Origin of the sequence: Croceicoccus mobilis, from assembly GCF_001661965.1 — a bacterium.
Taxonomy (GTDB): Bacteria; Pseudomonadota; Alphaproteobacteria; order Sphingomonadales; family Sphingomonadaceae; genus Croceicoccus; species Croceicoccus mobilis.
On the sequence record NZ_LYWZ01000027.1, the window covers coordinates 176626 to 197252 of the forward strand.

Sequence of the window (20627 nt, forward strand, 5' to 3'; positions counted from 1 at the left end):
AAAAAGTTCAGTCGAGCCGGAAAGGCCCCGTGCCGGTGACGGCAAAGAAGATCTCACCCTCGCGCCGCACGAGCAGCACCTCGTCGCCTTCGACGAACTGGCTCGCATCCTCATGCGGTTCGACCATCACATTGTGCGGCTGGCCAAAGTGATCCCTGACCGATGCGCGCGCCGGGCTGCCCCGGCGGGCCGTGCCGATCGAGATCGTGCCGCGCTTGCCGACCAGACGGTCGGTCGAAACCGCCGTCGTTTCGTCATGCGGCCAGATCTTCGCCAGCGGGCGTGACAGGATGGAAGTGGCAGGCACCCCCACGAGCAGCCCCACCCCCGCCGCCGGCAAGGCAGACAAGGGCGCGCCCAGCAGGCTGTCGAGCAATTGCTGCACCGACCAACCCAAAAGGGCGAAACAGGCGAGAAAGATCGAGAGCCACGCCATCAGCGGCAGGCGGTTCAGACCCAACAGGCTGACCAGCCCGCCAGACAGGTCCGCGCTATCGACCTCGATGTCGCCATCGACATCGGTGTCGAAGTCAGGACCGAAATCCGATAACCCTACGACCTGCATCAGCAGAAGCAGCACAAGCAGAGCCAGCGCCACCGCAAATGGCGTGTTGTAACTGGCCAGAATGTCCACGATGACGACCCCTTTCCTTGGACAATCTTGTACCAGAAAAAGGTTACTAATTATACGAAAATCGGAAAAATCGACTCCGATTTCGGTCGAGTTTTCAAGTGCCGCGCAACAATCGGTGTCGCAGCCACTTCTCCATTTCTAGCACGGCGAACAGGGCGATCCCGATGCCGATCACGACCGCGCTTTCTCCGATCCCCATGGCGCGCGTGGCAAAGACCGCCTGAAAGGGCGGCGCATAGGTAAAGGCAAGCTGCGCCGCGATCACCACGGCCAGCGCGATCAGCACCGGCTTCGTCCCCAGCACCCCGCGCCATGTCAGCGATGCGCCATCCAGAAAGCGGACGTTAAACAGATAGAATATCTCCGCCACCACCAGCGTGTTGACGACCATGGTGCGCGCCAGCGCGATATCGCCGCCAGCCGCCTGCGCCCCGAAAAACACCGCCAGCGCCGCCAGCGCGAACAGGGCGGAGACGAGAACGACGCGCCAGATCGTCTCCCCCGTCATCAGCGGCGCGTCGCGGGCGCGTGGTGGGCGCTGCATCACGCCGGGCTCGGGCGGCTCGAACGCCAGCACCAGCCCCAGCGTCGATGCGGTGACAAGGTTGATCCACAGGATCTGGGTCGCCGTCATTGGGAGGGCAAATCCCATCAGGATCGCGATGACGATCACGATCGCCTCGCCCCCATTGGTCGGCAGGGTCCAGGCGATGACCTTGCGGATATTGTCATAGACCGTGCGCCCTTCGTGCACGGCGGCGACGATGCTGGCAAAATTGTCGTCGAGCAGCACCATTTCGGATGCTTCGCGCGCCGCTTCCGTCCCGGCGCGTCCCATGGCCGTGCCCACATCCGCCTGCCGCAGCGATGGCGCGTCGTTCACCCCGTCGCCGGTCATCGCGACGATACCACCATGCGATTGCAGCGCGCGCACGATGCGCAGCTTGTGTTCGGGGCTGGCGCGGGCGAACACGTCTACGCTTTCGACCCGCGCGGCAAGCGCGTCGTCGTCCATCTCCTCGATGGCATGGCCGGTCAGCGCTTCGGGTTCATCGGCCAGTTCAAGCTGGCGCGCGATGGCAACGGCGGTCCCGGCATGGTCGCCGGTGATCATCTTGACCGCGATCCCGGCCGATCGGCACTCGGCAATCGCCAACCGCGCCTCTTCGCGCGGCGGGTCGAGGAAACCCATCAACCCCAGCATATGCGCACCGGCCAGCATCTCATGCGACAGATGCTCGGTATCCGGCAGGTCGATGGCGGCAAAGGCGAGCAACCGCTCCCCTTCGCCGGAGGCGCGATCCATCGCCCCGGCCCATTGATCCATGGCCATATCGGGGCACAGGCCGATCACCGCCTCTGGCGCGCCCTTGATAAAGGCCCGGCAATCGCCATCCGGCCCTTCGGCCAATACTGCCATGTAGCGGTATTCCGCATCGAAGGGGATCTCGTCCAGCCTTGTCCAGCCATCGGCAGCCACGTCCGCCTTTCGGGACAGTGCCAGCAGAGCGCCCTCCATCGGGTCGCCCGCGATCTCCCAGATACCTGACTCTTCATACAGGCGGGCATCATTGCAGATCAGGCCGCACAGGATGATGGCTTCAGGCACATCGGCGGGGGTGATCGCGCCTTTCGGTTCATAGCCGCTGCCCGACACCGAGAATTCCCGGCCATTGGCGAAGAGATGCACCACCGTCATCTCGTTCTTCGTCAGCGTGCCGGTCTTGTCGGTGCAGATCACGCTAGTCGCGCCCAGCGATTCCACGGCCGGAAGCTTGCGGATCACCGCATTGCGCCGCGCCATGCGCTGCACCCCGATGGCCAGCGTGATGGTGATGACGGCGGGCAGGCTTTCGGGGATCGCGCCGACCGAGATGGCGACAATGGCAATCAGCGCCTCGACCCAGTCGAAGCCGCGCACCAGAACGGCAAAGGCAAATAGCGCGACGCCAGCGGCAAGGATGATGACGGTCAGCCGATTACCCAGCCGGTCCATCTGACGGATGAGCGGCGTGACCAGCGGCACCGCCTTTTGCAACATCCCCGATATGCGCCCCAGTTCGGTTTGCGTGCCAGTGGCGACCACCACCCCGGTCGCCTGCCCGCGCGCCACCAGAGTGCCTGAAAAACCCATGGAGGCACGGTCACCCAACGCCGTGCCCTCGTCGACCTCCCTCTCCTGCTTGTCGGCAGCGACGGATTCGCCGGTCAGCGCGGCTTCCTCGATCGACAGGCCGCGCGCGTGCAAAAGCCTCACATCCGCCGGCACCCTGTCACCCGGCTCCAGATGGACGATATCGCCCGGCACCAGACCTGCCGTTTCCACCGCGCGCTTTTGCCTGTCACGCAGGGCAAGCGAATGGGGCGCGATCAGTTCCTGCATCCCTGCCAGCGCCTTTTCGGCGCGGCCTTCCTGCACGAAGCCGACAATGGCGTTGGCGATCACCACCGCCATGATCACCGCCGCATCGATAGCATGCCCCAAAAGCATCGCCGCCACCGCCGAAGCGAGCAGGAAATAGATCAGCGTATTGTTGAACTGCGACAGGAAGCGCAGGACCGGATGCACGCCCTTGGCTTCGGGCAGGCTGTTGGGGCCATATCGGCCAAGCCGCGCATCGGCCTCGGTGCTCGTAAGGCCGTGGTGAAAACTTTCCAGCACCTCGACCACGCGGCTGCCCGCCATGGCATGCCATGGACGGCGCGGCGGATTGTCGCCTTCAAGGGGCAACCGTGTTGAACCCCGCATCGACATAGATGGTCTGCCCGGTGACGAATTCGGCTCGGTCCGACAGCAGGAACGCCGCCATCTCGCCCACCTGCTCTGCCGTGACCAGACGGCCCAGCGGGGCATGTTCGGCAGCTTCGGCCATCAAAGCGTCGAAATGGGCAAGCCCCGATGCCGCCCGCGTTTTCACAGGCCCCGCCGACAGGGCATTCACCCGTATCCGGTCCGGCCCCAGATCATGCGCAAGATAGCGCACCGTCGCCTCCAGCGCCGCCTTTACCGGCCCCATCAGCCCGTAATCGGGCACCACTTTTTCCGAGCCATAGAAGCTCATCGTCAGGATCGCCCCGCCATCCTTCATCATCGGCTGTGCCCGCCGCGCGAGACGCACGAGCGAATGGCACGATACGTCCATGGCGACCGACCAGCCTTGCGCCGATGTATCCAGCACGCGGCCCTGCAAATCCGCCTTGGGCGCAAAGGCGATGGAATGGATCAGGAAATCGAGGCTGCCCCATTCACCCTCGATCCGATCGAACAGTGCATCGACTTGCGCCGGATCGGTCACGTCGAGCGGCATCAGCATCGCCGCCTCCAGCCTGTCCGCGACCGGGGCGACAAAGGGCAGTGCCTTGTCGTTCAGATAGGTCAGCGCCAGCTTTGCGCCACTGCGCTTCAGGGCCTCGGCACATCCGGTGGCGAGCGAATGTTCGTTGGCGATGCCGACGATCAATCCGCGCATGCGCCGCCCCCTGCCATCAGCTCTTTCACATGGATCGCCATCATCCGTTCCTCGTCCGTCGGGATCACCAGCACCTGAAACGCGGGCAGGAACGACAGCCGCGCCACCACCGCATCGCGCACGCTGGCCGCGTTTTCGCCAATGCCCGCGGTAAAGACCAGCGCATCCAGCCCACCCATCGAAACCGCCATGCGGCCAGCAAATTGCGCGATCCTCAGGGCAAAGACATCAAGCGCGAACTGCGCCTGGCGGTCATTGCTCTGGATCAAGGCGGCGACATCGTTGGTCAGGCCCGACAGCCCCTTCAGCCCGCTTTCGTGATAAAGCACGTGGTCGATTGCCTCGGCATCCATGCCGCGCCGCATCAGCATGGTAACAGCGCCCGGATCGATCGCCCCGCACCGCGTGCCCATGGGCAGGCCATCAAGCGCGGTCATGCCCATGGATGTATCGACGCTTTGCCCGCCCACCATCGCGCACATGCTGGCCCCGTTGCCCAGATGCGCAGCGACCACCCGGCCCCGCGCGATGCCAGGATGATCGGCACGCAGGCGGCGGGCGATCCATTCATAGGAAATTCCGTGAAAGCCATAGCGCCTGAAGCCTTCGTCACGCAGGCGCTGCGGCAAGGGCATGGTGGTGAAAAGCGGATCCTGCCCGGCATGGAAACCCGTATCGAAACAGGCAATGTCCAGCGCATCGGGCAGCAGCGCGCGCGATGCCTCTACCGCTTCCAGATTGTGCGGCTGGTGCAGGGGCGCCAGCGGCACCAGCTCGGCCAGAGCCGCCATCACATCGTCGTCGATAGCGACAGGTGCCGCAAAGCTTGTGCCGCCATGCACGATGCGATGCGCGATGGCGGTGACCTGCCAGTCGTCGTCATGCCGGTCGATGCAATCCAGAACCGCGGCCAGCGCCGCGTGATGGTCGCCGCCCATTGGCTGCGCGGGCGCGGCATCTTCGGGGACGGAGAGCGCAAGTTTCGCATCCCCGCCGATCCCCGTGACCTTCCCCGCCAGCAAAACCGACAGGTCATCCACGGCGAAAGCCTGGAATTTAAGGCTCGACGAGCCTGCGTTGAGCGTGAGGATCGCCTGTGTCATTGGCGCTCCCCCGAATGCTTTGCAATGATGCATGGCATGGCGGTCATGGGCCCCTTCCCGAAACACGCGGGCAGAGCATATCGCCGCGCCATGCTGCGGCGCAACAGCCTATTCGCCGATAAAACGGAATCCCTCGCCAGCCCGACCGGATCGCGCATAAAGATACGGCGTCGCTCCCACCGGGTGCGACGCCGTCATCATGCGCATGAAAGATGGCTCAATGGGCGAGTTCACCCTCACAGGCGCGGATGCGATTGTCTATGCGATCGATCTGGCGTTCGAGACGCTTGGCATCGGTGACATCACCAATGTCATGCGCCATCGCCAGCATGTGCTCGGCTTCGCTGCGGTAATACCTCAGCCCGTCGAGCATATAGCTCTTCAGAATATCTGCCACGGCCTCTCCTCCGTTTCCTTTTCGGCGCCTGTTGCGACGCTCTATCCGGCGCCTTTTCGACGCTCGGGGGTCTTCTAACAAAGAACGGCACCTATCACAAAGGATAAGAGGCAGGGCGCTATTTAAATAGGATCGAACTCACGAAGACAAATCATATTGCTTCATCAAGTCATAAAGTGTCGGACGTGAAATCCCCAACATACGCGCGGTCGAAGAAATATTGCCCTCCGTCCTTGCAAGTGCATGGCGAATCACCTTTCTGTCCGCCTGCTCGCGCGCGGCTTTCAGGTTCAGCGCCTGTGCCAGCTCCTCACCCGGCTCGGCAAGGTCGAGATCCTCGGCGCAGACCAGCCGTCCCTCGGCCATGATGACGGCGCGCTTCACCCTGTTTTCCAGCTCGCGCACATTGCCCGGCCAGTGCCAGCTGTCGATCGCGGCCAGTCCGTCGGCGGCAAAGCCCTTGACCTGCGGGTTCATCTCGGCGGCAAAGCGGTGCAGGAAATGCCGCGCCAGCAGCGGCACATCGCCTGCGCGCTCGGCCAGCGGGGGGACCTGCACGATGACTTCGGCAAGGCGGTAATAAAGGTCTTCGCGGAAGGCCCCGTTCGCAACCATCGCGGCCAGATCGCGGTTCGTGGCGCACACGATGCGCGCATCGATGGGGATGGCCCGCGCCGACCCCATCCGCTCCACCGCCCGGTTTTCGATAAAGCGCAGCAGACGCGCCTGTGCGCTGGCGGACATGTCGCCCAATTCGTCAAGGAAGAGCGTGCCGCCATCCGCCATCTCGATCCGCCCCTCTCGGGTCGAATTCGCCCCCTCGAACGCGCCCTCGGCATAGCCGAACAATTCCTGCTCCAGCAGGGTTTCGGGAATGGCGGCGCAATTGATGGCAATGAATGGCGCACGGGCGCGCAGGCTTGCACTGTGCAGCCCGCGGGCCAGCAATTCCTTGCCCGTCCCGCTTGCGCCCAGCAGCATGACCGAAACATCGGCGGGCGCGACGCGCTCCACGGTGCGGGCGCAGCGGATCATCTCGGGCGCGGCAGTAACAATGCTGCCCAGCACGGTCGCATCCTCACCCGCGCGTGCGGCAAGGCGGCGGTTCTCCGCCTCCAGCCCGGCAAGATGCAGCGCGCGCCGCACGATCAGGGCCAGTTCCTCGATCTTCACCGGCTTGCGATAGAAATCATAGGCCCCGCGCCCGATCGCCAGCATCGCGCTTTCAGGCGCGTTGTGCCCGCTGGCCACGATAACCTTGGTATCGGGTTTCAGCGCCATGATGGCATCCAGCACCGCAAAGCCCTCGCTTGTCCCATCGGGATCTGGCGGCAGGCCAAGGTCCAATGTCACCACCTCGGGCTCATGCTGGCGCAGCGCGGCGATCGCGCTTTCGCGGTCGCCCACGCAGGTGACGTCGAAATCCTCCCACGCCCATTTCAGCTGCGTGGCAAGGCCGGGGTCATCCTCGACGACCAGCAGTTTCGGCTTATCGGCCATGTCGGGTTTCGCGGCCATCAGGCCACCTCTTTGCGCATGTCGGAGGGTTTTTGCAGATCGGCCGGTGCGGCATGGGCAAGCGGCAGCCAGATGGTGAAACGGGTCCCCTCGCCCTCGCGCGATACGACATCGATGCGCCCGCCCATGGCGCGCACCATCTCGCGCGCTTCATAGGCGCCGATACCGAACCCGTCGGGCTTGGTCGAGACAAAGGGGGCGAACAGCTGGGAGCGGACGAATTCCGCCGACATGCCGCTGCCCCGGTCGGCAATTTCGATGCCGGCATGGCTGTCGGTGCGCTGGAACCGGATCTCGATCGGCGCGCTGGCGTGGCTGGCGTCGATCGCGTTCTGCACGAGATGGCGCAGCACCTGCTCCAGCGCCTCGCGGTCGGCCCTGACCTGCATTTCGCCGCCAGCGCCCACCCTGACCCGCCCCGAATAGGGAAGCTGGCCAAACAGCTGTTCCGCCAGAGCATGAGGTGAGAGCGATGCACGCTGCCCCTCTATCCGCGCGCCATAGCGGGAAAGCCGGGCCAGCAGCCCCTCCATCCGGCTGGTCGCATTGCGCAGGGTCACCAGCATATCCGCGCGAAAGGCCGGGTTCTCCATGTGCTTTTCGGCATTGGATACGGTGAGGCCCAGCTGGCTCGCCAGGTTCTTGATGTCGTGCATGACAAAGGCCATGCGGCGATTGAATTCGTCGAAACGCGCCGCCTCCAGCAAAGCGCGCTGGGCGTTGTGCTCGAACAGATGCGCGGCCAGTTGCTGGCTGATGATGCGCAGGAGGTCATTGTCCTCCCAGTCCAGCGCGCGGGCATAGGCAGGACGCGCCAGCACGACGGCCCCTGCCATGCGGTTTTCCAGCAGCAGCGGGACCACGGCCCATGCACGCACATCCTCTATCAGCCAGCGCGGCATCTGGCGGGCCAGCCAGCCATCCTCTGCGCGCAGCGGATCGAGGGCGAGCACGCCTTCGTGCTGCATCAGCGCGGCGATGGCGGCCTCATCCAGCGCCAGCGGCGGCACGTCCGCCTCTGCCCATTGCCAGCGGGCGGACAGGGCAAATCCGCCATCCTCCGCCGGTTCAAGCAAAAGCCCGCCGGGACTGTCGACGATCCCGGCCAGCGCCTGCACGGCGCGATGGCCCAGCGGTTCGGCATGGCCATCATGCGCGCCCATCATCTGCGAAAAACGCAGCCATTCGAGGCGGTAGTCGAAGCGGTGCCGAAACAGGTTGCGTGTCAATGTCTCACGCACCAGCGAGCGAAGGCCCGGCGATGCGAGCAGCGCGGCAATCACCACCGCGATCAGCACGGCTAGGAACTGGCTGGCCGCGCCCATGTCGAGGTCGAGACCGCGAAGCAGCGCATCGAGCGCGAACAGCCCGATCAGGTAGAAGCCGATCACCAGCAGCGACAGCGACTGGAAGGTGATTGACCGCGAAGGCTGAAAGCGCCTCTCGGGCCGCGCGATGCCGCCCAGGAACATCAGCGCCGCCACCACGCTCCACGTCAGGGCGCGCACGATCAGCATCGCCTGCGGCGCGCCGCCCAGCATATAGCTGAACGCATGAAAATTGAGCTCCAGCCCCCATGCCAGCACCAAAGCGGCGCTCATGTGTCGCAGGCGCTCTCGCTGTTCGGGGCTGGCTCCGGCAAACAGATTGTGCAGCAGGACGAGAACGCCCACGGAAAACAGCATGCGGATCAGCGCGCCGACGCCCATGACCAGTTCGCGCGCTTCCTCTTGCTGAAACCATTCGGTCAGGATCACGAGCGGCAATTGCGCGAATTCGGCGACGGCCAAGGCGAAAAGCACGGGGCGCAACGGGGCAAGGCCGGAATGCCGCCCATCGGCGGCAAACAGCGCGGCGATCAGCGCGAGGAACGAGAGATTCCTCAAGATCTCGACGAGCCATGCCACACGCGGATCGACCAGCGGCAGGCCGTTTGCCAATAATACCGCACCACCTGTACCCAGCGCCGCAATCGTCAGCGCACGCGACGGCGCCCTGCGGCCGCGCTTCCACAACAGAACCGCCGCGCCAAGACAAATTGCCGCGGCCGCGCACGAAGCCAGCGAGGTTAGCACCGTAAGCTCGAAAGGAAGGAACTGGGTCATGCTGCGCGCTCCTGCCGTATTGGCGCGCATTGCCGGTCACAGGGGGATGAAGGGGAAGACAGGGGCTGCATCGATCATGATGCTATCCCCTCCATGGTAAACGCAGGGTAAAATCCGTGCGCCAAAGGCGGGCGATGAATAAAAGAACGGGGACAGGCGCCGTTCGCCTGCCCCCGTTCATGTCACTTTGCGCAGCGCGCGGGTTATTCTGCGATCTTGTCCGCTGCCGCATCGGCGGCACTGCCAACGCTTTCAGCCGCATTGCCGACGCTGTCGGCTGCGCCCGCGATGGCGTTGTCCTTGGCGATTTCGGCTTCGCTGCCCTGCATCAGCACAAACGCGCCGATCAGCACCGCAATTACCAGCACGACCAAGATGATCCAGCCCGCACCGCCGCTGCGACGCGGTTCGGATTCGCGGATGATCTCGGTATGGGTATGGGTATTGCCGCTGGGCGTTTCCACCTCGGTAATGCGTTCTTCAGTCATGATATTCCCCTTATTCGTTACCAGGGAAACTCCTTGACTGGCATCGCGGTTCCGGCGGCGGCAATAGCAAGGCCCTTGCGCCCGCGCCGGGAATGGCCCCGAAAAAGCGAATGGCCCCGAAAAAGCGAATGGCGGGGTTGCCCCCGCCATTCAGCCTTACTCAGATGATACCTGCCCGGTTACGAAAACCGTTCAGCCATTCATCAATGCGTCGATGGTGCGGCGAAAGCCGCGGTTGTTGCCATTGGCCGGGCTCTTTACCGAAGCCAGCCAGTCGGCAATGTCACCATTACCATGGTTGTCATTAAGCGCATGTCCATGCGCTTCAGCATGCATCTGCTTCATTCTCGCCCTCATTTTTTGTCCCGAGCGGATGGGTCGGAATTTTTCAGATCTGACAGCTATGTCAATAGTCCTGCGGTCGAACGAGAAAAACGAAATTTTGCCGATGAACTCTTGCAACACGGGGTTCTAAAATTGCCAACAACTGTCTATTCGCGAACGAGTAATGCCGGACTTTGATCCCAAACTGAATACCGATTCGGGAATCACACAGCTAAGCAGCGCAGATTTGGGCGAATGGCGTGCTGCTGCCACGAATCTCGGCACAGCTTTGCCCGCCATCGGAGCATGCTGCGTCAGCCTGTCTGATGCCAATGCCAATGCCCGCATCGTGGCCGCACGCTCGGCGGGGCGGGCCGTGCTAGCCCTTGCCACGCGGGCACAGACGAGAGCGCGGCAAGCCGCTCTCAAGGCAGGGGCAAGCGAATTTCTGACAACCGGGCCGATCCTGCCTGCCGAATTGCTGGCGCGCGTGACCCTGCTGGCCACCGGCAGCGCCCTGCCTGACGGGCTGTCGCTTCGGGCCAGTCATCTGGAGATCGCGGACAAGGCCCATCCGCTGCAAGAGCGCGAGACTGCGATCATGGCGATGCTGATCGCGGCAAAGGGCGGTTTCGTCACGCATGAGTCGATGCTCACCCTTTGGGGAGAAAACGCCGATGACAGGCAATATCTGCGCGTCGCCATCGCCAAGCTGCGTAGACGGATAGAGCCGGAACCCGATCTACCACGCTTTATTTTGAGCGAGCCTGGGATCGGCTATCGCATGGGCAATGGCATGGCCTGCACGCCGCCCGGCTGATCACATGTAGAACACGACCAGCAGCAGCGACAGCGTGGTCGCCATCAAAAGCACCAGCGGCACGCCCGTCCTCAGATAATCTGAGAAGCGGTAGTTCCCCTCCTCCATGATCAGCATGTTGGTCTGATAGGCAATGGGCGTGGCGTAGCAAAGGTTGCAGCCGAACAGCACGGCCAGCACCATCGGCTCTGCCGGAATGCCCAGCGTGTTGGCGATATTAAAGGCGATAGGCGTGCCCACGGTGGCCGCTGCCGCGTTCGACGCGAAATTGGTGAGGATCGTGACGAATATCATGATCGCGGCCAGCACGGCAGCCGGCGGCAGGAACTGCAGGCCCGAGGCCATCAGCGCGCCCAGCCATTCCGCCGCCCCGCTTTCGAGAATCAGGCGGCCGACCGCGATGCTGGCCGCGACCAGCACGATGACATTGGCCGAAAGCGCCCGGCCCACGCGGTCGAATTTCACGCAGCCGGTCATGAACATCAGGATCGCCCCCCCCAGCGCGGCAATCGCGATAGGCCAAAGGCCAAGGCTGGCCGTCGCGACCGAACCGACCATGATGACAGCCGCCAGCAGCGATTTAGACCGGCGCGGGACCTCGCTAACCCCTTCGAGCAGCAGCAACCGGTCGGTCTCGGCGAATTCCTCGATCTCGGCCATAGGGCCCATGACCAGCAGCACGTCGCCTGCTTTCAACTGGACCTCGGTATATTCGTGACGGCCGCGATCCGGGCTCTTTTGCTGCTGGTGGATACCCAGCACGGCCACGCCGAACTGCCCCGCCACGCCCGATGACGGTATCGTCAGTCCGACCAGCCGCGATTCGGCGGTCAGCGCCATCTCGACCACGACAACGTCGGTCTGCTGCGAATTGGCGGCGGCGCTGATGCGCTCCACCACCCAGGCGGGGGCAACGCGCGCCTTGAACACGCGCATCGCCTCTTCCAGCGCCTTGTGCGACCCGCTGACCGGCAGGCGCGAATTGGCAGTGATCTGGCGATCGAGCGGCCCTTCGAAGCGGAAGCCGTCGGGCATTTTCTCTTCCAGCTCTCGCGGGGTCAGGCCGATGAGGTCGGAATCGTCGTCCACGCGCAAGGTCGCCGCAAAGCTGCGGCGCTGGCGCAGGTTTGCCGTGCCGTGATCTGGCAGCAGGCGCGGCATGACCAGCCACAGATAGGGCAGCGCCACCAGCGCCGCGATGGCGACGGTGGGGGTGAAATCGAAAACCCTTATATGCTCCATGCCCAGATCTTCGGCGATGGATACGACCAGCAGGTTGGTCGAGGTGCCGATCGTCGTCGCCATGCCGCCGATCAGCACCGCGGCATTCAGCGGGATCAGCGTCTTCGACGCCGCCATCGCCCCGCGTTCGGCCAGCGCCACGAAAATTGGCAGCAGCAACACTAGGACGGGCGTGTCATTGACCATCATCGACAGGCCCATCGCCATCACCAGCGAAACGAGCATGCCAAGCCGATTGTCGATCTTCCAGACCCGGTCGAGAAAGCGCGTTGCCGGCTCCAACGCGCCGGTTACGACAAGCCCGCGCCCCATGATCATCAAGGCGCATATGGTGATAAGCGCCGGATGGCCGAACCCAGCAAAGGCCAGCATCAATCCGTCGGTCGGGCGAGCAGGGTCCAAAGGAAAGAAAAACAGCCCCAGCGCAATCAGCGCAATGGTCACGAGGCTCACGATCTCGGTCGCGATGCGCCCGCGCGCGAAGGCAATGAACATGCCGACCGTCAGCAACATGGCTGCAAAGGCGTGGAATGACGGGATACCGGGCATCGGCATAGCGCTTAACAGCGCTTTGAGCGGCTTGCCAGAAACATCGGCTTTCGCGCTCCTTCAATCATCTTTTTTGCCGCATGCGCAAAGATGCGGATTACATGGCTGGTGCCCCTGGCCCGACTCGAACGGGCACGCCTTTCGACAAACGATTTTGAGTCGTTCGCGTCTACCATTCCGCCACAGGGGCACGCCTTTCGCCATCACGGCGCAAGATGCGCGAGCGGCGCTTTAGACGGGGTTGCCCCCGCCATCAAGCGTCGTTTCTCACTTCTCTTTAAGAGCGCCGACCAGCAGCTTGTGAAGCCGCGAATGCAGCACGTCATTGCCAGCCAGCACGGTCTGGTCGCAAATCGGCAGCGAACGGCCGCGCCAGTCGGACACGAAGCCACCGGCTTCGCGCACCAGCAGGCAGCCCGCTGCGCTGTCCCATGGCTTGAGCCCGCTTTCCCAGAACCCGTCATAGCGGCCCGCAGCCACCCATGCGAGATCGAGCGAAGCGGCGCCAAAGCGGCGGATACCCGCCACGCGGGGGCCAAGTTCGGAGGCGATCTTCTGCCACTCGTTCCAGTTGCCATGGCCTGCAAAGGGCATGCCGGTGGCAAGCAGCGCTTCCGACATCTCACGCCGGGCCGAAACGCGCAGGCGCGCATCGTGCAGCCATGCGCCGCGGCTCTTTTCCGCCCAGAAGCTTTCGTCGGTGATCGGCTGATAGACCAGCGCCGCGGTCACCTCACCCCAGCCGCCGCCGCCCAGCTTCGGTTCCTGCACCGCGATGGAAATCGCGAAATGCGGCATGCCGTGGAGGAAGTTGGTCGTGCCGTCCAAGGGATCAATGATGAAGCGCGGCTTGGTCTCGTCGCCCTTGATCTCGCCCGCTTCCTCCAAAAGGAAGCCCCAGTCGGGGCGCGCGGCGCGCAGCTCGTCCCACAGGATGCGCTCTGCCGCCTCGTCGGCCTTGGACACGAAATCGGCGGGCCCCTTGCGGGAAACCTGCAGGTGCTCGACCTCGCCGAAATCGCGGCGCAGGCGCGAACCTGCCTTGCGCGCGGCGCGTTCGAGCACGCGGATGATACCGGAAACTGCCATTGTCTACTTACCTAGCTGCGGGGCTCAGCCCGCTTTGCTCACATATGTACGTTCGTAAACGTCCACGACGATCCGGGTTCCGCTTTCGATATGCGGCGGCACCATCACGCGCACGCCGTTTTCTAGCACGGCGGGCTTGTAGCTCGACGAAGCGGTCTGGCCCTTCACCACGGCATCGGCCTCGACGATGGTCGCCTCGACCTGTTCGGGCAGTTCGACCGAGATCGGCTTTTCTTCCCACAGTTCAAGCTTCACCTGCATGCCATCTTCGAGGAAGGCGGCGGCATCGCCCAGAAGATCGCTGGGAAGCTGAATCTGTTCGTAGGTATTGGTGTCCATGAACACCAGCATGTCGTCCTCGGCATAGAGGTACTGGTAATCCTGCGTGTCGAGGCGGACCTTTTCAACCGTGTCGGCGCTGCGGAAGCGGACATTGGTCTTGCGGCCGTCCTGCAGGTTCTTCATCTCGACCTGCATGTAGGCGCCGCCCTTGCCGGGCTGGGTGTGCTGAATCTTGGCGACCTTCCAGATGCCGCCTTCATACTCAAGGATATTGCCGGGACGAATGTCCACACCGCTGATCTTCATTGGGGATCACCTGCATTTGTGGTCGCCGTGCCGGACAGATTCCCGCACGCGCCGATACCGTTGATGAGAAAGATTGAGCGCGCCCTTAGCCGCTGGCAGCGGGCGGCACAAGTCGCTAGGCTGGCACGCATGACCAAGCTGGCTGAACCGAACGCCGATCTGGCGGAGATGATCCGCACGATCCCCGACCACCCGAAACCGGGCATCATGTTCCGCGACATCTCGACCCTGATGCTCGACGGCGGGAGCTTTGCCGCGACCATCGACCGATTGGCCGAGGCGCTGGAGGGCGATGCCCCCGACCTGATCGCGGGGACCGAGGCGCGCGGCTTCGTTTTCGCATCCGCCCTCGCCTATCGCCTTGGCTGCGGCGTGCTGATGCTGAGGAAGGCGGGCAAGCTGCCGGGACCATCGGTGCGAATCGAATATGCGCTGGAATACGGCACCGACATGCTGGAAATGCACGACGACGCCTGCGGCCCGGGCGCCAATATCGTGCTGGTCGACGATCTGATCGCCACTGGCGGCACCGCCCTTGCCGCCGTGGAACTGCTGCGCGGCCGCGGCGCGCATGTCTCGCAGGCCCTCTTCGTGATCGACCTTCCCGAACTGGGCGGTGCTCAGAAACTGCGCGACGCCGGTGTGGAGCCGCATGCGCTGGTGGAATTTTCCGATGACTAGGCGGAGGGTTGGACATTTTGACCCATCCCACAATCATCAGTTTCATTAATTGAATATGTGATGTAGACGCATCGACCATGTTTGACGGACTCGACGCGATCTTCCTCGCCCGTGCACAGTTCGCCTTCACGGTGAGCTTCCACTTCATCTTCCCGGCCTTCTCGATCGGGCTGGCGAGCTATCTCGCCGTGCTCGAAGGCCTGTGGCTGAAGACGGGGAAGGAGCGTTATCTCGATCTCTTCCACTACTGGATAAAGATCTTTGCCGTCGCCTTTGGCATGGGCGTCGTGTCGGGCATCGTCATGAGCTACCAGTTCGGCACCAACTGGTCGGTCTTCTCCGACAAGGCCGGACCCGTCATCGGCCCGCTCATGGCCTATGAGGTACTGACCGCCTTTTTCCTAGAAGCGGGTTTCCTTGGCGTCATGCTGTTCGGGATGGAGAAGGTGGGCCGCAAGCTACACTACTTCGCCACCTTGATGGTGGCGCTGGGCACTTTTATCTCCGCCTTCTGGATCCTGTCGGTGAATAGCTGGATGCAAACGCCGCAGGGGCACATCATCGGCGCCAATGGCCAGTTCCTGCCGGGCGAAAGCTGGTGGCCGATCATCTTCAACCCCAGCTTCCCCTATCGCCTCATTCACACCGGCATCGCCGCCTATCTCACCACCGCGCTGGCCGTGGGCGGCGTGGGGGCATGGCACCTCCTCAAAGGCACGGGCGGCAAACATGCGCGTACCATGTTCAACATGGCGATGGGCATGGTGCTGGTCGTCGCCCCGATCCAGATCTTCGCAGGCGACGAACACGGTCTCAACACGCTGGAGCACCAGCCCGCCAAGGTTGCCGCGATGGAGGGGCATTTCGATGCACACCCCGATGGCGCGCCCCTTATCCTGTTCGGCGTGCCCGACAGTGAGGAGGAGACCGTGCATTACGCGGTGGAGATCCCGAAACTGTCCTCGCTGATCCTGAAGCATGACCTCGACGCGCCGCTGGGCGGGCTGAAGGATTATGCGAAGGAAGACCGCCCGCCGGTCGGCCCCGTTTTCTGGGCGTTTCGCATCATGGTCGGGCTGGGTTTCGGCATGCTGGCGCTTGGCCTGTGGACCGCTCTCGCGCGGGTTCGCGGCAAGCTGTATGACTGGAAATGGATGCACCGGCTGGCCGTGGTGATGGGGCCATCGGGCTTTGTCGCGGTGATCGCAGGCTGGTTCACAACCGAAGTGGGGCGCCAGCCCTACACCGTCTACGGCCTGCTGCGCACCGCGGATTCGGCCAGCCCGCTCGACGCGCCGGCGCTGGGCGCATCTCTTCTGGCCTTTGTGGTGGTCTATTTCACGGCCTTCGCTTTCGGAACTTTCTATATTCTGAAACTGATGGCCTCCCCGCCGCAGTCCCATGAAGAGCCGCTGGAGCGCGAGGAAACCGGACCGATGCGCGTCGCAGGCATAACCCCCGGTCCGGCCCGGCAGGGAAGTGGCCCCTTCCCCGCTGCAGACGAGATCATCCGCGGCAATCGCTCCGGCTCCACCAATGAAGGGGAGGACAAGTGATGGGCATTTCGATCGATCTCACTATCGTGTGGGCGTTCATCATCGCCTTTGCCGTCTTCGCCTATGTGGTGATGGACGGGTTCGACCTTGGCATCGGCATCCTGTTCCCGACGATCGAAGTGGGCACCGAACGCAACCGCGCCATGAACGCCATCGCGCCGGTCTGGGACGGGAACGAGACCTGGCTGGTGATGGGCGGCGGCGGCCTGCTGGCAGCCTTTCCGCTTGCCTATGCGATCCTGCTGCCCGCGACCTATCCGCTGATCATCGCCATGCTGCTGGGGCTGGTGTTTCGCGGCGTGGCGTTTGAATTCCGCTGGCGCGAAGACCGCCACCGCGCGTTCTGGGATTTCGCCTTCGCCGGCGGCTCCCTCGTTGCCGCGCTGTCGCAGGGCATGATCCTTGGCGCGATCCTGCAGGGGGTGACCGTGGTCGATCGCGCCTATGCGGGCAGCTGGTTCGACTGGCTTACGCCTTATACGCTGCTGACCGGGCTTGGCACGGTGGCAGGCTATGCACTGCTGGGTTCGTGCTGGCTGATCTGGAAGACCGAAGGCAAATGCCAGGAACACGCCTATCGCATGGCATGGAAAGCAGCCTTCGCGACCTTTGCGCTGATGGCCGCCGTCAGCCTTTATAATGTCGTCCTTAGGCCCGAATATGCCGATCGCTGGCTGCATCCGAAACAGATCGCGTTCGCCGCCCCCATCCCGATCATCACCGCCTTCCTTGGCATTTGGCTGCTGCGCACACTGAAGCAGAAACGCGAAGTGCTGCCGTTCTGGATCGGCATCGGCTTGTTCGCGATGGGCATGGTGGGCGTTGGCGTTACCATTTTCCCCAATGTGATCCCGCCCTCGCTCTCGATCTGGGATGCCGCCGCGCCCGAACGCAGCCAGATATTCATGCTGGTCGGGGCAGGCATCACCCTGCCGCTGATCCTTGGCTATACGTTCTGGGCCTATTGGGTGTTTCGCGGCAAGGCGATCGACCAGGCCTATCACTGATGGCCGGTCCGCGATCCCGATCCCAATCCCGATCCCGATCCAGGCTCCGTCCCGGGCAGGCGGCAGACGAAACGCCATTGTGGCGCAGGCTTTTATGGATGGTGGGCATCTGGGGTCTGAGCGTCGCCGCGCTGGGCGTGGTGGCGTGGCTCCTGCGGCTGTGGATCGCACCCTGACCACGCCCCGATCCTGCCGCAACGCGGCATCAGGCGTTAAGGTGGTTGACCTTTCCCCCGCGAATGGCTGAAACCTGTTGCTGTGCAGCGCAGCAACCCGTGCCGCGTTCGCAGGAACCCTTGGTGCCGTCGGCCATTTGGAAGAGTATCCCTCCATCCTCTTCCGGTGGCCGGAAATATCCCGGCACCCATGTCGCAGACAAAGGAACCCAAATGGCCAAGAACCGCCTTTTCCCGGCCCTCGCTTCCCTCACCCTCGCCGCATCGCTGGCCGCATGCGGCGGCGAAGCGCCGACCGAGACCGCCGAAGACACCATGACCGAAGACGCCGCCCCCATGGATGTCGCCGAGATGGAGCCCGAAGCCATCGTCAAGGCACGCCATGACAATTTCGAAGAGATCGGCGATGCCTTCAAGGCGATCCGCGGCGAGCTTGAGGGTTCGGAACCCGACTACACGAAGATCGCGACGCAGGCGCAGATCATCGACACCAATGCTGGCAAGGTCGGCGACTACTTCCCTGAAGGCACCGGCCCCGACGCGGTCAAGACCGAGGCGCTCGCCACCATCTGGGAAAAGCCCGAGGAATTCTCGGCCGCCGTCGATAAGCTGACCACCGCGAGCGCCGCCCTGCTGACCGCAGCAAATGCCTCCGACGCCGCCGCCGTCAGCGCCGGGGTCAAGGAACTCGGCAGCTCGTGCAAGAACTGCCACGACCAGTTCCGCGAAGAAGACGACTGATCCTCTGACCAGGGGCTGACGACATGGAGAATGCGCCCGCCGGCCGCGTCGGCATCTGGGACCTCGCGGTTCGCATCTGCCACTGGAGCTTCGCCCTGCTGATCCCCACAATGTGGTGGACGGCGGAAAACGGCGAGATGGGCTGGCACATGCGGCTAGGCATTCTGCTGCTGGCGCTTTTGGTGTTTCGCGTGCTGTGGGGCTTTTTCGGAAGCTCCACGGCACGCTTCTCCCATTTCGTGCGCGGCCCCGGCGCGGTCATCGCCTATTTCAAAAGCCTGTCGCAATCGCATGATCCGGTAATCGGCCACAATCCGGCCGGGGGGTGGAGTGTGCTCGCCCTTTTGGGCGCAATGATCTTTCAGGTCGTTCTGGGCCTGTTTTCCGGTGATCCCTTCGATGGCGCGACAGGGCCGCTGAACGATCTGGTCGGCGTGATGACCGCTGACACCATGACCGATTTGCACGAAAGCTTCTTCAACGTGCTGATCGCGCTGGTCGCCCTGCATATCGCGGCGATCGCGTTCTATCTTGTCGTCAAGCGCGACAATCTCGTCCACCCGATGGTGTCGGGAAAGCGCAGCGTCCCGGCCGGGCTGAAGGGCAACGCACCCGTACCCGCGTGGCGCGGTATCGTGTGCGCCGTGGTCGCAATGGCTGTGGCATATTGGGTGTGGAGCGGCGCCCCGCCCCTTTGACTAGGCGATCGGCGCAAGATCTTCAGATTTGATAAACAACAGCAAGGCGGGCTGATTGCCCCCAGCCCGCCTTGCTGTCCCCTGTTGTTCGGGCGCCTGTGCGTCAGGCAATCCCTATCGACCCGCGTGACGGGCGATCCATTGGGCAAAGCTTTCCATGAAGCCTGCCAGAAACTTTTTCGTGCCCGCGTCCTTCACGCTGCCGTCATCGGCGAACATGTCGCCGATGCCGCCGACATAGGCTTCGGGCTGCTGCATCGCGGGCATGTTGAGGAAAACCAGCGACTGGCGCAGCGCATGATTTGCCCCGAAACCGCCGATTGCGCCGGGCGAACCGGTGACAACGCCCGCGGGCTTGCCATCCCACACGCTCTCCCCCATCGGTCGGGAGCCGACATCCAGCGCATTTTTCAGAGCGGCAGGGACAGAGCGATTATATTCGGGCGTTACAAAGAGGACCGCATCGACATCGGCAATCGCCTCGCGAAATGCCTTCCAGCAAGCGGGCGCGCCCTTGTCTTCGAGGTCCTGGTTGTAAAACTGGAGTTCGCCGATCGGCAGGAATTCAAATTCCAGCCCTTCGGGTGCAAGCGCAACAAGCGCCTTGGCCAGCTTGCGGTTTAGCGACGCATCGCGAAGGCTGCCGACAAGCACGGCGACTTTGTATGGAGTGGTCATACGGCGAGTCCTTAAAAGAGATGCTTTAGCCGGCAGCAAGGCCACAATCCCGCCGCCGGCTGAAGGGTTCTTTCTTGCCCCCGTTACTGCCTGTACGCTTTGCGCACGGGTCTGTTCCCGGTAACTATCGAAAAGATCGCACAAATTGCCGAGTGGGCAGGCGGGCGACGGCCTAGCAGTCTCGCGCCAGAATTCGGCAGCCCGAACGGTCAAATCAGCACATCGGAATGGAACGCGCAGAAATCGGGGCCTAAACGCTCCGCATCGGTTCATCAGGATTGACTGAAATTATTACGGAAGCGCGTCAAACCATCATCAGGTGCGCCATTCTTGCCGCAGTGCAAAAAAATATTTACCCGCACCCTTCTATAATTCTTCGATCTTTGACACACTGCAGCATCTGAATTGGTGCATTGCCGCAAGTCATCGAGGGGTAATGCCAGAGTCGCTCCATCCATGGGGGGTGGAACCAATCGGCCCCGCGGGGCCAAGCAAACCGGGAGTTATCTAGATGAAGAAGTCCCTGCTTATCGCCGCAGCCGCATCGCTGCTTGCCGCTTCGCCCGCCATGGCCGTGGAACAGTCGCGCGCTTCGGCCCCCGCCAAGGAAGCCAGCGAGCTGGGCGGCGGCGGCATTATCGCCATCGTCGCGCTTGCCGGGTTCCTGACGGCCGTCGTCATCGCCGCTGACGAGGATGACGACGTTCCCGCCAGCGTCTGATCGGACTGCACTGCGGCCATTGCCCGCAGTCGTGATCTCCGT

General features: G+C 63.3%; 21 protein-coding genes and 1 tRNA gene. 8 read left to right on the forward strand and 14 right to left on the reverse strand.

The annotated features are described in order from the left end of the window. Positions 1-7: 7 nt before the first annotated feature. From A9D13_RS17225 to A9D13_RS20855, 9 genes are all read right to left on the reverse strand, one after another. Positions 8-634, reverse strand: a complete 627-nt coding sequence (locus A9D13_RS17225) for a YqiJ family protein (RefSeq protein WP_066776498.1) — start codon at positions 632-634, stop codon at positions 8-10. 94 nt (positions 635-728) lie between these two features. Then, positions 729-3320 (reverse strand): cation-translocating P-type ATPase, encoded by a 2592-nt coding sequence (locus A9D13_RS17230; protein ID WP_082922521.1) that lies wholly within the window; start codon positions 3318-3320, stop codon positions 729-731. Between the two features lie 34 nt (positions 3321-3354). Then, entirely contained in the window at positions 3355-4104 is a 750-nt protein-coding gene (gene fabI, locus A9D13_RS17235; protein WP_066776507.1) for an enoyl-ACP reductase FabI, read from the reverse strand. After that, on the reverse strand, positions 4092-5207 hold the full coding sequence (locus tag A9D13_RS17240) for an acetate/propionate family kinase (RefSeq protein WP_066776509.1): 1116 nt from the start codon (positions 5205-5207) through the stop codon (positions 4092-4094). Before A9D13_RS17240 ends, fabI begins: the two co-directional genes overlap by 13 nt. A gap of 217 nt (positions 5208-5424) precedes the next feature. Then, complete coding sequence (locus A9D13_RS20635) at positions 5425-5604, reverse strand: hypothetical protein (protein WP_156522145.1); 180 nt, start codon at positions 5602-5604, stop codon at positions 5425-5427. 138 nt (positions 5605-5742) lie between these two features. Then, positions 5743-7122 carry a PEP-CTERM-box response regulator transcription factor gene (gene prsR / locus A9D13_RS17245; RefSeq protein WP_373288742.1) on the reverse strand — a complete coding sequence of 460 codons (1380 nt, stop codon included), beginning with the start codon at positions 7120-7122 and terminating at the stop codon, positions 5743-5745. Continuing rightward, the gene (gene prsK, locus A9D13_RS17250; RefSeq protein WP_066776512.1) at positions 7122-9227 is read right to left on the reverse strand and encodes an XrtA/PEP-CTERM system histidine kinase PrsK; all 2106 of its coding nucleotides are present in this window, start codon (positions 9225-9227) and stop codon (positions 7122-7124) included. The genes prsR and prsK overlap by 1 nt, the downstream gene beginning before the upstream one ends. Before the next feature lie 203 nt (positions 9228-9430). Further along, positions 9431-9715, reverse strand: coding sequence for a hypothetical protein (locus tag A9D13_RS17255; protein ID WP_066776513.1), 285 nt, complete (start codon positions 9713-9715; stop codon positions 9431-9433). 192 nt (positions 9716-9907) lie between these two features. Continuing rightward, positions 9908-10177 carry a hypothetical protein gene (locus tag A9D13_RS20855; RefSeq protein ID WP_172808214.1) on the reverse strand — a complete coding sequence of 90 codons (270 nt, stop codon included), beginning with the start codon at positions 10175-10177 and terminating at the stop codon, positions 9908-9910. Between the two features lie 109 nt (positions 10178-10286). On the opposite strand from A9D13_RS20855, the gene A9D13_RS17260 reads away from it, so the two are divergent. Beyond that, complete coding sequence (locus tag A9D13_RS17260; RefSeq protein WP_172808215.1) at positions 10287-10859, forward strand: response regulator transcription factor; 573 nt, start codon at positions 10287-10289, stop codon at positions 10857-10859. On the opposite strand, the gene A9D13_RS17265 is transcribed toward A9D13_RS17260, so the two are convergent. The 4 genes from A9D13_RS17265 to efp form a co-directional block, all read right to left on the reverse strand. Continuing rightward, positions 10860-12650 (reverse strand): SLC13 family permease, encoded by a 1791-nt coding sequence (locus A9D13_RS17265; RefSeq protein WP_082922540.1) that lies wholly within the window; start codon positions 12648-12650, stop codon positions 10860-10862. 106 nt (positions 12651-12756) lie between these two features. Then, a tRNA-Leu gene (locus tag A9D13_RS17270) sits at positions 12757-12840 on the reverse strand. Between the two features lie 77 nt (positions 12841-12917). After that, positions 12918-13739 carry an inositol monophosphatase family protein gene (locus tag A9D13_RS17275; protein ID WP_066776521.1) on the reverse strand — a complete coding sequence of 274 codons (822 nt, stop codon included), beginning with the start codon at positions 13737-13739 and terminating at the stop codon, positions 12918-12920. A gap of 24 nt (positions 13740-13763) precedes the next feature. Then, positions 13764-14327 (reverse strand): elongation factor P, encoded by a 564-nt coding sequence (gene efp / locus A9D13_RS17280; protein ID WP_066776524.1) that lies wholly within the window; start codon positions 14325-14327, stop codon positions 13764-13766. Between the two features lie 129 nt (positions 14328-14456). Between efp and A9D13_RS17285 the strand changes: the two genes are divergently transcribed. The 6 genes from A9D13_RS17285 (at position 14457) to A9D13_RS17305 (ending at position 19186) form a co-directional block, all read left to right on the forward strand. After that, positions 14457-15008 (forward strand): adenine phosphoribosyltransferase, encoded by a 552-nt coding sequence (locus A9D13_RS17285; protein WP_066776527.1) that lies wholly within the window; start codon positions 14457-14459, stop codon positions 15006-15008. 77 nt (positions 15009-15085) lie between these two features. Continuing rightward, positions 15086-16564 carry a cytochrome ubiquinol oxidase subunit I gene (locus A9D13_RS17290; RefSeq protein WP_066776531.1) on the forward strand — a complete coding sequence of 493 codons (1479 nt, stop codon included), beginning with the start codon at positions 15086-15088 and terminating at the stop codon, positions 16562-16564. Further along, the gene (cydB, locus tag A9D13_RS17295; RefSeq protein WP_066776540.1) at positions 16564-17571 is read left to right on the forward strand and encodes a cytochrome d ubiquinol oxidase subunit II; all 1008 of its coding nucleotides are present in this window, start codon (positions 16564-16566) and stop codon (positions 17569-17571) included. Before A9D13_RS17290 ends, cydB begins: the two co-directional genes overlap by 1 nt. Beyond that, positions 17571-17747 carry a DUF2474 domain-containing protein gene (locus tag A9D13_RS21360; RefSeq protein WP_082922523.1) on the forward strand — a complete coding sequence of 59 codons (177 nt, stop codon included), beginning with the start codon at positions 17571-17573 and terminating at the stop codon, positions 17745-17747. Before cydB ends, A9D13_RS21360 begins: the two co-directional genes overlap by 1 nt. 213 nt (positions 17748-17960) lie before the next feature. Then, on the forward strand, positions 17961-18488 hold the full coding sequence (locus A9D13_RS17300) for a c-type cytochrome (protein ID WP_066776543.1): 528 nt from the start codon (positions 17961-17963) through the stop codon (positions 18486-18488). A 23-nt stretch (positions 18489-18511) separates the two neighbouring features. Beyond that, entirely contained in the window at positions 18512-19186 is a 675-nt protein-coding gene (locus A9D13_RS17305; RefSeq protein ID WP_066776545.1) for a cytochrome b/b6 domain-containing protein, read from the forward strand. A 114-nt stretch (positions 19187-19300) separates the two neighbouring features. Here the strand turns inward: A9D13_RS17305 and A9D13_RS17310 are convergent, their stop codons facing one another. Further along, positions 19301-19864 carry an NADPH-dependent FMN reductase gene (locus A9D13_RS17310; RefSeq protein WP_066776548.1) on the reverse strand — a complete coding sequence of 188 codons (564 nt, stop codon included), beginning with the start codon at positions 19862-19864 and terminating at the stop codon, positions 19301-19303. Positions 19865-20375: 511 nt separating this feature from the next. Here A9D13_RS17310 and A9D13_RS17315 point away from each other — a divergent pair. Continuing rightward, the gene (locus tag A9D13_RS17315) at positions 20376-20585 is read left to right on the forward strand and encodes a hypothetical protein (RefSeq protein ID WP_066776551.1); all 210 of its coding nucleotides are present in this window, start codon (positions 20376-20378) and stop codon (positions 20583-20585) included. Positions 20586-20627: the final 42 nt, after the last annotated feature.